Origin of the sequence: Phytobacter sp. V69 (assembly GCF_965644215.1) — a bacterium.
Taxonomy (GTDB): Bacteria; Pseudomonadota; Gammaproteobacteria; order Enterobacterales; family Enterobacteriaceae; genus Phytobacter.
This window is the reverse complement of sequence record NZ_CBFFRL010000019.1, coordinates 1-15,815: the sequence shown is the minus strand read 5'-3', so window position 1 is coordinate 15,815 and position 15,815 is coordinate 1. Positions and strand designations below refer to the sequence as shown.

General features: G+C 54.3%; 11 protein-coding genes, 1 pseudogene and 1 riboswitch. Of the genes and pseudogenes, 8 read left to right on the top strand and 4 right to left on the bottom strand.

Annotation, left to right across the window (positions count from 1 at the left end; all coding sequences use genetic code 11):
• Nucleotides 1-51: 51 nt before the first annotated feature.
• A complete protein-coding gene (ppc, locus tag ACSZPU_RS04485; RefSeq protein ID WP_498995894.1) occupies nucleotides 52-2,703 on the bottom strand; it encodes a phosphoenolpyruvate carboxylase in 2,652 nt (883 codons plus the stop codon).
• A gap of 272 nt (nucleotides 2,704-2,975) precedes the next feature.
• Entirely contained in the window at nucleotides 2,976-4,127 is a 1,152-nt protein-coding gene (gene argE, locus ACSZPU_RS04480) for an acetylornithine deacetylase (protein WP_085006088.1), read from the bottom strand.
• 172 nt (nucleotides 4,128-4,299) lie between these two features.
• Between argE and argC the strand changes: the two genes are divergently transcribed.
• From argC to oxyR, 4 genes are all read left to right on the top strand, one after another.
• Nucleotides 4,300-5,304 (top strand): N-acetyl-gamma-glutamyl-phosphate reductase, encoded by a 1,005-nt coding sequence (gene argC / locus ACSZPU_RS04475; protein ID WP_498995892.1) that lies wholly within the window; start codon nucleotides 4,300-4,302, stop codon nucleotides 5,302-5,304.
• 15 nt (nucleotides 5,305-5,319) lie between these two features.
• On the top strand, nucleotides 5,320-6,096 hold the full coding sequence (argB, locus tag ACSZPU_RS04470; protein WP_498995890.1) for an acetylglutamate kinase: 777 nt from the start codon (nucleotides 5,320-5,322) through the stop codon (nucleotides 6,094-6,096).
• Between the two features lie 101 nt (nucleotides 6,097-6,197).
• Nucleotides 6,198-7,571 carry an argininosuccinate lyase gene (gene argH, locus ACSZPU_RS04465; protein WP_498995888.1) on the top strand — a complete coding sequence of 458 codons (1,374 nt, stop codon included), beginning with the start codon at nucleotides 6,198-6,200 and terminating at the stop codon, nucleotides 7,569-7,571.
• 307 nt (nucleotides 7,572-7,878) lie between these two features.
• Nucleotides 7,879-8,796, top strand: coding sequence for a DNA-binding transcriptional regulator OxyR (oxyR, locus tag ACSZPU_RS04460; RefSeq protein WP_498995885.1), 918 nt, complete (start codon nucleotides 7,879-7,881; stop codon nucleotides 8,794-8,796).
• On the opposite strand, the gene sthA is transcribed toward oxyR, so the two are convergent.
• The gene (sthA, locus tag ACSZPU_RS04455) at nucleotides 8,779-10,179 is read right to left on the bottom strand and encodes a Si-specific NAD(P)(+) transhydrogenase (RefSeq protein ID WP_498995883.1); all 1,401 of its coding nucleotides are present in this window, start codon (nucleotides 10,177-10,179) and stop codon (nucleotides 8,779-8,781) included. The two genes, oxyR and sthA, sit on opposite strands and share 18 nt — an antisense overlap.
• Before the next feature lie 196 nt (nucleotides 10,180-10,375).
• Between sthA and fabR the strand changes: the two genes are divergently transcribed.
• Together fabR and ACSZPU_RS04445 are read left to right on the top strand one after the other, a co-directional pair.
• Nucleotides 10,376-11,014, top strand: coding sequence for an HTH-type transcriptional repressor FabR (gene fabR / locus ACSZPU_RS04450; RefSeq protein WP_039077269.1), 639 nt, complete (start codon nucleotides 10,376-10,378; stop codon nucleotides 11,012-11,014).
• A 10-nt stretch (nucleotides 11,015-11,024) separates the two neighbouring features.
• Nucleotides 11,025-11,377, top strand: a pseudogene (locus tag ACSZPU_RS04445) (YijD family membrane protein).
• 52 nt (nucleotides 11,378-11,429) lie between these two features.
• Here the strand turns inward: ACSZPU_RS04445 and trmA are convergent.
• Nucleotides 11,430-12,530, bottom strand: coding sequence for a tRNA (uridine(54)-C5)-methyltransferase TrmA (gene trmA / locus ACSZPU_RS04440; RefSeq protein WP_498995882.1), 1,101 nt, complete (start codon nucleotides 12,528-12,530; stop codon nucleotides 11,430-11,432).
• Nucleotides 12,531-12,649: 119 nt separating this feature from the next.
• A riboswitch (cobalamin riboswitch) is annotated at nucleotides 12,650-12,829 on the top strand.
• 66 nt (nucleotides 12,830-12,895) lie between these two features.
• Between trmA and btuB the strand changes: the two genes are divergently transcribed.
• Both btuB and murI read left to right on the top strand, forming a co-directional pair.
• On the top strand, nucleotides 12,896-14,746 hold the full coding sequence (gene btuB / locus ACSZPU_RS04435; RefSeq protein WP_498995880.1) for a TonB-dependent vitamin B12 receptor BtuB: 1,851 nt from the start codon (nucleotides 12,896-12,898) through the stop codon (nucleotides 14,744-14,746).
• On the top strand, nucleotides 14,691-15,542 hold the full coding sequence (gene murI / locus ACSZPU_RS04430) for a glutamate racemase (protein WP_498995879.1): 852 nt from the start codon (nucleotides 14,691-14,693) through the stop codon (nucleotides 15,540-15,542). Before btuB ends, murI begins: the two co-directional genes overlap by 56 nt.
• Nucleotides 15,543-15,815 lie beyond the last annotated feature (273 nt).

Sequence of the window (15,815 nt, the reverse complement as noted above, 5' to 3'; positions counted from 1 at the left end):
ACATAAAAAAAGGCCACACTGCGTGTGACCTTTTGCGCAAGGCTGTGAGGATTAGCCGGTATTACGCATACCTGCCGCTACGCCTGCGATGGTGACCATCAGCGCCTGCTCTACGCGGCGATCCGGCTCTTTACCTTCCTCTTCCGCTTTACGGGAACGGTGCAGCAACTCAGCCTGCAGCACGTTCAGCGGGTCGGTATAGATGTTACGCAACTGGATAGACTCGGCAATCCACGGCAGGTCGGCCATCAGATGGGAGTCGTTGGCGATAGCCAGCACCACGTTGATATCCGCTTCAAGCAACTTACGCAGCTCGCTGCCCAGTGCCCACAGCTCGGGTTTCACCAGACGCTGATCGTAGTAGTCTGCCAGCCACAGGTCCGCTTTGGAGAAGACCATTTCCAGCATGCCCAGACGGGTTGAGAAGAACGGCCAGTCGCGACACATAGCTTCCAGCTCACTCTGTTTGCCGTCTTCTACCACTTTTTGCAGCGCCGCACCGGCACCCAGCCAGGCTGGCAGCATCAGACGGTTTTGCGTCCAGGCGAAAATCCACGGAATGGCGCGCAGAGATTCTACACCGCCGGTCGGACGACGCTTGGCCGGACGTGAACCGAGCGGCAGTTTGCCCAGTTCCTGCTCTGGCGTTGCAGAGCGGAAATACGGCACGAAGTCTTTGTTTTCACGCACGTAGCCACGATACAGATCGCAGGAGATATCTGACAGCTCGTCCATGATGTGGCACCAGGACTCTTTCGGCTCCGGCGGTGGCAGCAGGTTGGCTTCCAGAATGGCGCTGGTGTAGAGCGACAGGCTGCTGATGGTCACTTCCGGCAGACCGTATTTGAAGCGGATCATTTCGCCCTGTTCGGTCACACGCAGACCACCTTTCAGGCTTCCTGGCGGTTGTGAAAGCAGTGCTGCATGAGCCGGGGCACCGCCACGACCAATCGAACCACCACGGCCGTGGAACAGCGTCAGTTCAATGCCCGCTTTCTCGCAGGTTTTGATCAGCGCGTCCTGCGCCTGGTACTGCGCCCAGGATGCGGCCATTACGCCCGCATCTTTCGCGGAGTCGGAATAGCCAATCATCACCATCTGTTTGCCCTGAATAAAGCCGCGATACCAGTCGATGTTCAGCAACTGGGTCATCACATCGTTGGCATTGTTCAGGTCGTCGAGGGTTTCAAACAGCGGCGCGACCGGCAGGGCATAGTCGATACCGGCTTCTTTCAGCAGCAGGTGTACACCCAGCACGTCGGACGGGGTCTTCGCCATGGAGATCACATAGGCGGCTACCGATCCTTTCGGTGCATCAACGATCGCTTTGCAGGTCCTGAGCACCTCAAGGGTTTCATTGCTCGGCTCCCAGTTACGCGGTAGCAGAGGGCGCTTGGAGTTCAGCTCGCGGATCAGGAAAGCCTGTTTGTCGGCTTCGGACCAGCTTTCATAATCGCCGATACCCAGGTAACGGGTCAGCTCGCCCAGCGCTTCGGTGTGACGGGTGCTTTCCTGACGAACGTCAATACGCACCAGCGGCACGCCAAAACATTTCACGCGTCGCAGGGTATCGAGCAGTTCGCCATTGGCGATGATGCCCATACCGCAGGCTTGCAGAGATTTGTAACAGGCGTAAAGCGGTTCCCACAGCTGTTCGTTCTGGCTCAGCAGACCTTCTGGTTTTGGCAGTCGTTGGCCTTTCAGGCGCGCTTCCAGCCAGACCTGCGTTGCCATCAGTTGGCCGCGCAGTTTTTTCATCAGATAGCGATACGGTTCCTGCGCGCCTTCGGCACCGGCCAGTTCGCGAAGCTCGTCGGTACATTCGACCATCGACAGCTCGGAGATCAGCAGTTGAATATCTTTCAGGAACAGATCGGTCGCTTTCCAGCGGCTCAGTAGCAGAACGTGACGGGTGATATCCGCGGTAACGTTCGGGTTGCCGTCGCGGTCGCCGCCCATCCAGGAGGTAAAGCGTACTGGTACGAAATCGACCGGCAGTTTGTAATTCAGGTTCTCTTCGAGCTGTTCGTTGAGCTCGCGAAGATAGTTCGGCACACCTTCCCACAGGCTGTTTTCCACCACAGCAAAGCCCCATTTGGCTTCGTCAACCGGGCTCGGGCGATGTTTACGGATTTCATCGGTATGCCAGGACTGTGCGATAAGCTGCCGCAGGCGGCGCATCAGCTGATGGCGCTCATAGTCGGCGATATCGGTGTTATCCAGCTGCTTTAAGCAGTTGTTCACTTCCACCATTTTGTGGATCAGCGTACGGCGGGTGATCTCTGTCGGGTGGGCGGTCAGCACCAGCTCCAGCGACAGCGATTCAACGGCTTTCTTGATAGTCGCTTCGTTGAGATCGGGTTGGTCTTTCAGTTTACGCAGCGTACGAGCAATCACTTCCGGGTTGTTTGCGGCTTCGCCTTTTGGCGAAATGCTGTGGTATTGCTCAGCGGTGTTGGCAAGGTTCAGAAATTGACTGAATGCGCGGGCAACCGGCAGCAGTTCATCATTGGACAGGTTCTGCAGCGTATTGAGCAGTTCCTGACGATTAACCTCGTTACCAGCACGTGAAGATTTGGACAGCTTACGGATTGTTTCGACCCTATCAAGAATGTTCTCTCCCAACGCATCCTTGATGGTATCCCCCAGCAGCTTGCCGAGCATACTGACATTACTACGCAAAGCGGAATATTGTTCGTTCATGTTAACCCAGACACCCCATCTCATTTTATTTTGTTATATCCACCGTCCTGCAACGTGAAACGGACAGATATCAGACACCGTCTTTTATAAAGCCACGTAAAACCCACGACGTCAATTGCTGCGAAATCGGTTCAGCAAACGAATAAATGGCGTGAATTTACGAAATTTAATTCGCTTTACGGCTAATAAGCGTAGCTTATGGAATTGTGAACAATGTCACTGCATTTTCTCCATGCCCCGAATGTGGGTATCCAGGGCGGTGAGGAGATAAATCAGTGCCAGCAGAAGTGATGGACCACCTGAGTGATCAATTCACGCGTGGGCTTAATAAAGCGGGTCTCAAGATATTCATCAGGCTGATGGGCCTGATTGATTGAACCCGGACCCAGTACCAGCGTCGGGCACAGCGTCTGAATGAACGGCGCTTCGGTACAGTAGTTCACCACATCAGTTTTCTCGCCGAGCAGTTTTTCCACCACTTCAACCAACTGATGATCCGGCGGGCACTCGTAGCCTGGGATCGGCGGATGCAGTTCGGAAACCGTCAGGCGGCCCGGCCAGCGCTCGCTCACGGGTGCCAGTGCTTCATTCAGTAAGCCGTCGAGATCGCTCAGCGTCATGCCTGGCAGTGGGCGGATGTCCATATGCAGTTCACAGCAGGCGCAAATACGGTTGGAAGCATCACCGCCGTGCAGGCTGCCGAGGTTCAGCGTTGGATAAGGTACGGTGAACGCATCGTAGTGATAGCGCTCTTTCAGGTTGTCACGCAGAGTCATGATGCGCCCGATGGCATCGTGCATTAGTTCAATGGCGTTTACGCCGCGCGCCGGGTCGCTGGAGTGGCCAGACTGACCCATCACACGCACCGCTGTGGAGATATGGCCTTTATGGGCGCGGATCGGTTGCAGAGACGTTGGCTCACCGATGATGGCGCAATCCGGGCGAATCGCTGTATTTTCGGAGAAATAGCGCGCACCCGCCATGCTGGTCTCTTCATCGGCGGTCGCCAGAATGTAGAGTGGCTTTTTCAGTTTCGTCACATCAACATCACGCAGCGCATCAAGAATGAAGGCGAAGAAGCCTTTCATGTCGGCGGTGCCCAGACCGTAGAGCTTATTGTCGTGCTCTGTCAGGGTGAAAGGATCGCGTGTCCAGCGCCCGTCATCGAACGGAACGGTATCGGTGTGGCCGGTCAACAGAAGTCCACCTGCGCCCTCGCCAGTACTGGCTAATAGATTAAACTTATTCCGTGTGCCGGGGACGGGCTGAACTTCCACCTTGAACCCGAGGTCGCCAAACCACCCTGCCAGCAGATTGATTAAAGAAGCATTACTTTGATCCAGTGCTTCTTCCGTTGCGCTAATGGACGGAGTGCCAATCAGGGCGCGGTAAATCTCGATAAATGGCGGCAAATTCATTTTCATTGTTGACATACCTGAGTTCGTGATAGTATCAATATTCATGCGTTAATAGTGAATAAAAATACATTAATGTTGAGCGTAAAGGAACCCATCCGGCGCCTTTACAGAGCGACGTGGGATTGATGCCGAATCACTCCCTGGCAAACTTGACGTACTAAGAAGGTAGACTGCCCCGATGTTGAACACGTTAATTGTGGGTGCCAGCGGTTACGCCGGCGCAGAGCTAGTGACCTATGTAAATCGCCATCCTCATATGAACATAACCGCTTTGACGGTTTCAGCGCAAAGTAATGATGCAGGAAAATCGGTATCTGATTTACATCCGCAGTTGAAAGGCATTGTCGACCTGCCGTTGCAGCCGATGTCAGACATCAGTGAATTCGCACAAGGCGTTGATGTGGTGTTCCTGGCGACAGCGCATGAAGTGAGTCACGACCTGGCACCACAATTCCTCGCAGCGGGTTGCGTCGTTTTCGACCTGTCTGGTGCGTTCCGTGTTAACGATCCCGCGTTCTATGAAACATTCTACGGCTTCACCCATCAGCATCCGGACCTGCTCACGCAGGCGGTATATGGCCTGGCGGAGTGGAGCACGGATGCGCTGAAAGAAGCGAATCTGATTGCCGTACCGGGTTGCTACCCGACGGCTGCACAGCTCTCCCTGAAACCGTTGATTGATGCAGGCGTGCTGGAACTGAATCAGTGGCCCGTGATTAACGCGACCAGTGGCGTAAGCGGGGCAGGGCGTAAAGCCGCTATCTCGAATAGCTTCTGTGAAGTCAGCCTGCAGCCATATGGCGTGTTCAATCACCGCCATCATCCGGAAATCACAACCCACCTGGGGGCGGACGTCATATTTACCCCGCATCTGGGCAATTTCCCGCGCGGCATTCTGGAAACCATTACCTGCCGTCTGAAGCCTGGCGTAACCCATGCTCAGGTCGCGGAAATCTTCCAGCAGGCTTATGACGATAAACCGCTGGTGCGTCTGTACGATAAAGGCGTTCCGGCGCTGAAAAATGTGGTTGGCCTGCCGTTCTGCGATATCGGGTTCGCCGTGAAGGGTGAGCACCTGATTGTAGTGGCGACCGAAGATAACTTATTAAAAGGCGCGGCTGCACAGGCAGTGCAGTGTGCCAATATTCGTTTCGGCTATGCTGAAACCCAGTCTCTTATCTAATTGAGTGCAGGCCTGATGATGAATCCATTAATTATTAAACTCGGCGGCGTACTGCTGGATAGTGAAGAAGCGCTGGAGCGTCTGTTTACCGCGCTGGTGAATTATCGCGAATCGCACCAGCGCCCGCTGGTGATTGTGCACGGCGGCGGCTGTGTAGTGGATGAGCTGATGAAACAGCTCAACCTGCCGGTGAAAAAGAAAAATGGTCTGCGCGTGACCCCGGCCGATCAAATCGACATTATTACCGGTGCGCTGGCGGGCACGGCGAACAAAACCCTGCTGGCCTGGGCGAAGAAGCACCAGATTGCTTCTGTCGGCCTGTATCTTGGCGATGGCGACAGCGTGAAAGTGACGAAGCTGGATGAAGAACTGGGCCATGTGGGTCTGGCACAGCCGGGCTCGCCGAAGCTGATTAACGCATTGTTGGATGGCGGCTTCCTGCCGGTGATGAGTTCTATCGGCGTGACCGACGAAGGTGAGCTGATGAACGTCAATGCTGACCAGGCGGCAACCGCGCTGGCGGCGACGCTGGGCGCAGACCTGATTCTGCTCTCCGACGTGAGCGGTATTCTGGATGGCAAAGGTCAGCGCATTGCCGAGATGACGGCAGCGAAAGCCGAGCAGTTAATCGCACAGGGCATTATTACCGATGGCATGATTGTGAAAGTGAATGCGGCGCTGGATGCTGCACGTACGCTGAATCGCCCGGTGGATATCGCCTCCTGGCGCCATGCGGATCAGTTACCGGCGCTGTTTAACGGCACGCCGATCGGTACACGTATTCTGGCTTAATATTTACTGCCCGGCGGCACTTCGTTTGCCGGGCCTGGAAGACCGTAGGCCGGGTAAGCGTAGCGCTACCCGGCAGAACTAACGAATAAAGGAAGCATGTTATGGCACTTTGGGGTGGGCGTTTTACTCAGGCAGCAGATCAACGGTTCAAACAGTTCAACGACTCTTTGCGCTTTGACTATCGCCTGGCGGAGCAGGATATCGTTGGCTCTGTGGCCTGGTCCAAAGCGTTGGTCACCGTGGGTGTATTAACCAACGATGAGCAACTGCAACTGGAAGACGCGCTGAATATCCTGCTGGAAGAAGTGCGTGCAAATCCGCAGCAGATCCTCGAAAGCGATGCCGAAGATATTCACAGCTGGGTGGAAGGTAAACTGATTGATAAAGTCGGCCAGTTGGGTAAAAAACTGCATACCGGGCGTAGCCGTAACGACCAGGTCGCGACCGACCTCAAACTGTGGTGCAAAGACACGGTGGCAGAGCTGTTGACGGCCAACCGTCAGTTGCAGAGCGCGCTGGTGGTGACCGCAGAAAGTAATCAGGACGCGGTGATGCCGGGTTATACCCACCTGCAGCGTGCGCAGCCGGTGACGTTTGCCCACTGGTGTCTGGCCTACGTGGAAATGCTGGCGCGTGATGAAAGCCGCCTGCAGGACACCCTGAAACGTCTGGACGTCAGCCCGTTGGGTTGTGGCGCACTGGCAGGGACGGCATACGAAATCGATCGCGAGCAGCTGGCCGGCTGGCTGGGCTTTGCTTCCGCGACCCGCAACAGTCTGGATACCGTTTCTGACCGTGACCATGTGCTAGAGCTGCTGTCTGATGCATCCATCGGGATGGTCCATCTCTCCCGTTTTGCTGAAGACCTGATTTTCTTCAACACCGGTGAAGCTGGGTTTGTTGAGTTGTCCGATCGCGTAACCTCCGGCTCTTCCCTGATGCCACAGAAGAAAAACCCGGATGCGCTGGAGCTGATCCGTGGTAAATGTGGCCGCGTGCAGGGCGCGTTGACCGGCATGATGATGACCCTGAAAGGTCTGCCGCTGGCGTACAACAAAGATATGCAGGAAGACAAAGAAGGGCTGTTCGATGCGCTCGATACCTGGCTCGACTGTCTGCACATGGCGGCGCTGGTGCTGGACGGCATTCAGGTGAAACGTCCGCGTTGCCAGGAAGCGGCACAGCAAGGTTATGCGAATGCGACCGAGCTGGCGGATTATCTGGTCGCCAAAGGCGTGCCGTTCCGTGAAGCGCACCATATTGTCGGTGAAGCGGTAGTGGAAGCTATCAGCCAGGGTAAACCGCTGGAAGAGCTGGCGCTGGCCGACCTGCAAAAATTCAGCGCGGTGATTGGCGATGATGTCTATCCGATTCTGTCGCTGCAATCTTGCCTGGATAAGCGCGCAGCCAAGGGCGGTGTGTCGCCGAAGCAGGTCGCGCAGGCCATTGCGGATGCGAAAAAACGGTTGGTTTGATCCTCTGCGGGCCCATCCCTCACCCCGGCCCTCTCCCACAGGGAGAGGGAGCAAACGACTAAAATGGCAACTTCGGTTGCCATTTTGTTTTTACCCCGGCTTTTTTACGCAAAAAAAAAGCGGACCGTAGGGTCCGCAAATGTTCACGTTGGCTTTAGTTGTTCAGAGAAAACTCGCAGTGGCATCAAGGGTAATGGGTACCGCTTCGTTTCTTGAGTTAATTATTGAACAGAATGCTTGATAGGGATAATCGTTCGTTGCTATTCTATCAATCGCCACGAACTATCGTGGTGACGGAGGATGAATAATGAATATTCGTGATCTTGAATATCTGGTGGCGTTAGCTGAACACCGCCATTTTCGCCGTGCAGCGGATTCCTGCCACGTCAGCCAGCCAACATTGAGCGGGCAAATTCGTAAACTGGAAGACGAGCTTGGCGTTATGCTGCTGGAGCGCACCAGCCGCAAGGTCTTGTTCACTCAGGCCGGTTTGCTGCTGGTGGATCAGGCACGTACCGTACTGCGTGAGGTCAAAGTGCTCAAGGAGATGGCAAGTCAGCAGGGGGAATCGATGTCCGGCCCGCTGCATATTGGCTTAATCCCTACCGTTGGACCGTATCTGCTACCGCATATTATCCCTTTGCTGCATCAGACGTTCCCGAAACTGGAAATGTATCTGCATGAAGCGCAGACGCACCAGTTACTGGCGCAACTCGATAGCGGTAAGCTGGATTGTGCGATCCTAGCGTTGGTAAAAGAGAGCGAAGCCTTTATTGAGGTGCCGCTGTTCGATGAGCCAATGATGCTGGCGATTTATGCCGATCACCCCTGGGCGAATCGCGACCGAGTCCCGATGTCCGACCTGGCGGGTGAAAAGTTGCTGATGCTGGAAGACGGCCACTGCCTGCGCGATCAGGCGATGGGCTTCTGCTTTGAAGCGGGTGCAGATGAAGACACCCACTTCCGGGCGACCAGTCTGGAAACACTGCGTAATATGGTGGCAGCAGGCAGCGGTATTACGTTGCTGCCAGCGCTGGCGGTTCCACGTGAGCGTATGCGCGATGGTGTGGTGTATCTACCATGCATTAAACCGGAGCCGCGTCGTACGGTAGGCCTGGTTTATCGTCCTGGCTCACCGCTGCGCAGCCGCTATGAGCAGCTGGCAGAGGCCATCCGTGGTGCGATGGATGGCCACTTCGACAGCGCGTTAAAACAGGCGGTTTAAGCCGTTTAGCGCGGCTACCCGATAGGCTTCCGCCATGGTCGGGTAGTTAAAGGTGGTGTTAACAAAGTACTCGATCGTGTTACCGCCACCTTTCTGCTCCATAATCGCCTGGCCGATATGAATGATTTCGGCCGCGCGCTCTCCAAAGCAATGAATCCCTAAAATCTCTTTGGTTTCGCGATGGAACAGGATTTTCAGCGTGCCGACGTTCATGCCGACAATCTGCGCGCGCGCCAGATGCTTAAACTGCGCCCGACCCACCTCATAAGGCACTTTCATTGCCGTCAATTGCTGCTCGGTTTTACCCACAGAGCTTATTTCCGGAATGGTATAAATGCCGGTTGGAATGTCTTCCACCAGATGTGCGGTCGCTTCCCCTTTCACCATTGCCTGCGCGGCAATACGACCCTGGTCATATGCGGCTGAGGCCAGGCTTGGGTAGCCAATCACATCGCCAACGGCATAGATGTGCGGCAGCGCGGTCTGGTACATGCTGTTGACCTTCAGCTGACCGCGGCCATCCGCGTCCAGACCAATGTTTTCCAGCTGCAGGCTGTCGGTGTTACCGGTACGTCCGTTCGCGTAGAGCAGGCAATCCGCTTTCACTTTTTTGCCGGATTTCAGGTGCATAATCACACCATCATCCATTCCTTCAATCTGTTCGTACTCTTCGTTGTGGCGAATAACAACGCCACTGTTCCAGAAGTGATAGGAAAGGGAGTCAGACATTTCTTGATCGAGGAAGGCCAGCAGGCGATCGCGGGTGTTGATCAGATCGACTTTGACATTCATGCCCCGGAAGATCGAAGCGTATTCGCAGCCGATCACCCCCGCGCCGTAGATGATCACGTGGCGAGGTTCGTGGTGCATGTTGAGAATTGAGTCGCTGTCGTAAACGCGCGGATGGGAGAAGTCCACATCGGCCGGGCGATAAGGGCGTGAGCCACAGGCAATCACGAACTTCTCGGCGGTGAGGGTTTCTACTGAGCCGTCCGGGCACTCCAGCGCTATCGTGTGCGGGTCAACAAAATGGGCGTCGCCTTGCATGATTTCGCAGCGGTTGCGCTCATAAAAACCTTGTCGCATCTGCGTTTGCTGGTTAATCACGCTGTCTGCATGATTAAGAATATCGGCAAAAGAGGAACGAAGAAGGCGGGTGTGGTCGCTGTATAAAGGGTTTTGGTTGAATTCGATAATACGGCTGACCGCGTGGCGAAGGGCTTTCGAGGGGATGGTTCCCCAGTGGGTGCATCCTCCGCCCACGTTGTGATGGCGCTCAATGACCGCTATCCGGGCACCTTGTTTAACCAGCCCCATAGCAGCACCTTCGCCGCCGGGACCGGAGCCTATAACTATTGCGTCGTAATCGTAGGAATGTGGCATGGGAAGGCTTACCTGTCCTTATACATAAAAGCAACATAATAGTAACATCATTAGCGGGATAACCCAATTATCGTTGTGCTTTTTTCATGCAGTAAAGCAGAAAGACCTCGTAAACAATCATTCACAATCCAGTACAATCCGGTTAGTTTTATTCTCTGGTATAGTGCCAGCAGGTCTGCGGAAGGATTCAAGCATCGTGATGGGCGTTAGAGCGCAACAAAAAGAAAAAACCCGGCGTTCGCTGGTAGAAGCAGCATTCAGTCAGCTTAGCGCGGAGCGCAGTTTTGCCAGCCTGAGTTTGCGCGAAGTTGCGCGTGAAGCGGGCATTGCCCCGACGTCCTTTTATCGTCATTTTCGCGATGTGGATGAGCTCGGTCTGACGATGGTCGACGAGAGTGGCTTAATGCTGCGCCAGTTGATGCGTCAGGCGCGTCAGCGTATCGCCAAAGGCGGCAGCGTTATTCGTACTTCTGTTTCGACCTTTATGGAATTTATCGGCAACAATCCGAACGCATTTCGCCTGCTGCTACGCGAACGTTCCGGTACCTCAGCGGCATTCCGTGCTGCGGTGGCGCGTGAAATCCAGCACTTTATTGCGGAACTTGCCGACTATCTTGAACTCGAAAACCATATGCCGCGTGCGTTCACCGAAGCGCAGGCCGAGGCGATGGTCACCATTGTTTTCAGCGCGGGTGCCGAGGCACTGGATATCGGCGTTGAGCAACGTAGGCAACTAGAAGAGCGACTGGTATTGCAGCTGCGGATGATTTCCAAGGGTGCGTATTACTGGTATCGCCGTGAACAAGAAAAAATGGCGCATCAAACCGACGAGTGAAGGATGAGTAATGAAACAATCTGTCCAGGATAAAGGTACTTTGTTGCTGGCGCTGATCGCTGGCTTGTCTATTAACGGCGCATTTGCAGCGATTTTCAGCTCGATCGTGCCTTTTCCGTCTTCCCGATTATCTCGCTGGTGCTGACGGTGTACTGCCTGCATCAGCGTTATCAAAACCGTACTATGCCGGTCGGGTTGCCTGGCCTGGCGGCGGCCTGCTTTATTCTGGGGGTGTTGCTGTACAGCACCGTGGTGCGTGCGGAATACCCGACCATCGGCTCTAACTTCCTGCCGGCTGTGCTGTCCGTCATTCTGGTCTTCTGGATTGGCTATCGCATGCGTAACCGCAAGCCGGAACTGTAAGTCGAATAATTGAAAATGAAGCGCATCCGGCTCTTAAGCGGATGCGCTTTTTTTACTTCGCAGTGAGCAGTACGCCGCATTCCATATGGTGCGTGTAAGGGAACTGATCGAACAGCGCAAGGCGCTCAACGTTATGCGTCTGGCTTAGAGTTTCCAGGTTCTTACACAGCGTCTCCGGATTGCAGGAGATATAAAGGATGCGCGGGTAGGCCTGCACCATTTTCTCGGTTTCTGCATCCAGCCCGCTACGCGGCGGATCGACAAAAATCGTCTCGCACTGGTAGCTCTTCAAATCGATACCCTGCAGACGGTTGAACTCACGCACACCGTTCATCGCCTGGGTAAACTCTTCCGCCGACATACGAATGATTTGCACGTTATCGATATGATTTGCCGCAATGTTGTATTGTGCAGCGGCAACCGATGGTTTGGCGATTTCGGTGGCCAGTACGCGGTCGAAATTACGCGCGAGCGCCAGAGAGAAGTTACCGTTGCCGCAGTACAGTTCCAGCAGATCGCCTGTGGAGTCTTTCGTGGCGCCCAGTGACCACTCCAGCATCTGGATATTCATTGCCGCGTTCGGTTGCGTGAAGCTGTTTTCAACCTGGCGATAAATCATCTCTTTCCCGGCGACCGGCAGACGTTCGTCGATATAGTCCTGGTCCAGCTCGATTTTGGTTTTGGTGGCGCGCCCGATCAAGTGCACATTCAGGTTTTGCGCGCGCAAGGCATCACGCAGATGCGTTGCCTCTTCACGCCATTCGTCATCCAGCTTTTTGTGGTACAGCAGGGAGACAACGGCCTGATTGCTCATGGTGGTCAGGTAATCAATCTGGAAGAGCTTATGGCGCAACACTTTATTGCCGCGCAGGCCGGCCATCAGCTCTTTCATTAACTGGTTGATCAGCTCGCTTGCCGCCGGGAAGCTATCGACACGGATTCGGCTTTTGGTCTGCTGATCAAAAATAATGTGGTAGAGGTCATCGCCGTCGTGCCAGATGCGAAACTCGGCGCGCATGCGGTAATAGCTGACCGGTGAGCGGAACACCTCCGGAACGGGCGCGGAAAAAGGCGTCATCATGGCTTGCAGACGCACGACTTTCTCGGCCAGTTGGGCTTCGTACTGTTCTGTCGGCAGGTGTTCGGGTGTCATTATGCTTCCTGAATGATTAAGAATAACGCGGGGGATTGTAGGGATTGCTCAGGGGATGTCCAGCCCCGGATGTTTTTTCAGTTCCCCGCATAGCGGTCTGGACATCTATATGTTTCTGAATGTAGCATCCTTGTACCGGTCCTGTGAGTTAAAAGGGAATCCAGTGTGAATCTGGAGCTGACGCGCAGCGGTAAGGATGTGTGGGATGATAGCGAAAGCAGACACTGCATATATATGTGGGAAGTCATCATCTTGTTGTACCTCCTAGCCCGAAGACCTGCCGGAATTACGTCGCAATAGGTACCGTCGTCGCGAGCTACTGAGGGTACCTGCGGCATCCTTCTTATTATGTGGATGCTCACACAATGATTAAAAAAGCTTCGCTGCTGACGGCGCTCTCCGTCACGGCATTTTCTGGCTGGGCGCAGGACAGCAGCTCAGACACTCTGGTGGTGACAGCAAATCGTTTTCAACAGCCGGTGAATACCGTACTGGCACCAACCGATGTTGTAACCCGTGAAGATATTCAGCGCTGGCAGTCAAAAGACCTTAATGATGTGATGCGTCGCCTGCCGGGCGTGGACATTGCCCAGTATGGTGGCATCGGTCAGAGCTCATCGCTGTTTGTGCGCGGTACCGAAGCCCGCCATGTGCTGGTGCTGATTGATGGCGTACCGATGGCGCGTGCCGGTATTGGTAATGCGATTGATATTGGCCAGATCCCGATCTCGTTGGTACAGCGCGTTGAATACATCCGTGGGCCACGTTCCGCTGTTTATGGCTCTGGCGCCATTGGTGGCGTGGTTAACATCATTACGATGAGTGACGACGAGCGTGCGCAAATTAACGCAGGGATGGGGACCAACGGTTACCAGAACTATGACGGCGCGGTTAACCAACGCTTTGGCGATACGATGGTGACGGCGGCGGGGGCGTATCAGACGACCAAAGGTTTCAACGTTCAGCCGGATTCAACCTATGCGGATGACAGCGATCGCGATGGCTATCGCAACAAGCTGTTCTGGGGCGGCGTTCAGCACAAGTTTAACGAGAACATCTCAGGTTTCTTCCGTGGCTACGGTTACTCCTCAAATACCGATTACGATCAGGGTAGCGGCGGTTACGCTGGCGGCGGTGATGAAAGCCAGAACTACACCCAGTCATGGGATACCGGTTTCAATTACCATTCCGGGATTTACTCATCTCAACTGATTGCCAACTATCAGCATCTCAAAAATTATAATTACAATGCCCAGGATGGTCGCTACGCATCGAGCGCGAGCCTGGACAATATGGAACAGCGTTACATCCAGTGGGGCAACAACGTCGAGGTTGGGCAGGGTTCCGTCAGCGGCGGCGTTGACTGGAAACAAGAGAAACTGCAATCCAGCGGTACCTACAGCACGGATATCTATAAACGCGATACCACCGGGCTCTATCTGACCGGTCAGCAGCAAATTGACAAGGTCACCCTGGAAGCTTCCGGGCGTGAGGACCATGACGAGCAGTTCGGCTGGCATGGCACCTGGCAGACGGCAGCGGGCTGGGAGTTTGTTGATAACTACCGCGCGACGCTTTCTTACGGTACCGGCTTCCTGGCGCCATCGCTTGGGCAGCAGTTTGGCGCAGAGCGATTTGGTATTGCCTCCAACCCGAATCTGAAACCGGAAGAGTCGAAGCAGTGGGAAGCTGGCCTTGAAGGGCTGACGGGTCCAGTAGACTGGCGCCTGTCGACGTATCGCTATGAAATCACTAACCTGATCGATTACGACAACAGCGCTTACTACAACGTAAAATCGGCGACGATTAAAGGTGTGGAGTGGACCGGAAACGTGACGACAGGCCCTGTCGATCATCATCTGACGCTGCAATATATCGACCCGCGTGATGACGAAACCAATAAAATACTTGCTCGCCGTGCGAAGCAGCAGGTGAAATACGAGCTGACCGGGCAGATTTATGACCTGGGCTGGAACGTTGTGTATCAATATATGGGGCAACGCTATGACAATGCCTATGATGCAACAACTTATACCTCTCATACCGTTAAGATGGGGGGGGTAAGCGTCTGGGACATTGGATTGTCATATCCAGTGACCTCTCACCTGACAGTTCGTGGTAAAATAGCTAACCTGTTCGATAAAGATTACGAGACAGCTTATGGCTATCAAACTGCAGGACGAGAATACACCTTGTCTGGCAGCTACACCTTCTAAACTGCGGCCCACCGTGCTGGTGTTTGATTCTGGCGTAGGTGGGTTATCTGTTTATGATGAGGTCCGGCACCTCCTGCCGGACCTGCATTACATTTACGCGTTCGACAATGTCGCCTTTCCTTATGGTGAAAAGAGCGAAGAATTCATCGTTGAACGTGTTGTCGAGATCGTTACCGCCGTTCAGGCACAATATCCCCTGGCGCTTGCCGTCATTGCCTGTAATACCGCCAGTACCGTTTCCTTACCTGCGCTACGCGAGAAATTTGCCTTCCCGGTTGTTGGGGTGGTTCCTGCGATCAAACCTGCTGCGCGCTTAACGGCGAATGGTGTGGTGGGATTACTGGCTACGCGTGCGACCGTAAAACGTCCTTATACCCACGAACTCATCAAACGCTTCGCTAACGAATGCAAGATTGAATTGCTGGGGTCGGCGGAGATGGTCGAGTTGGCGGAAGCGAAGCTGCATGGTCAACCTGTTCCGCTGGATGAGCTCAAACGTATTTTACGCCCGTGGCTGCGGATGTCTGAGCCGCCCGATACCGTCGTGCTCGGCTGTACGCATTTCCCTTTATTGCAGCATGAGCTGTTGCAGGTACTTCCTGAGGGGACGCGGCTGGTGGATTCTGGCGCGGCCATTGCGCGTCGAACGGCCTGGTTACTTGAGCATGAAGCGCCTGATGCGAAATCCGCAGATGCGAATGTAGCGTATTGTATGGCCGTCACACCGGAAACGGTTCTTTTATTGCCCGTTTTGCAGCGCTATGGCTTCGGAACGCTTGAAAAACTATCAGTTTAGAGACGTTTTGCGCAAAAAAGAGACGGTCGAAAAGTTTTTTGAATTTAGCGCTTGTCAGCCCGAAATAAATCCCTATACTGCGCCTCCACTGACACGGAACAACGGCAAACAAGCCGCCAGGTCAGCGGGGTTTTGAGGCAAATGCCGGTGAGAACCTCGCAGAGAAAAGTAAAAATAAATACTTGACTCTGCAGCGGGAAAGCGTAATATACGCCACCTCGCGACAAAGCGCTAAAGCGCGTCGCAACTGCTCTTTAACAATTTATCAGACAA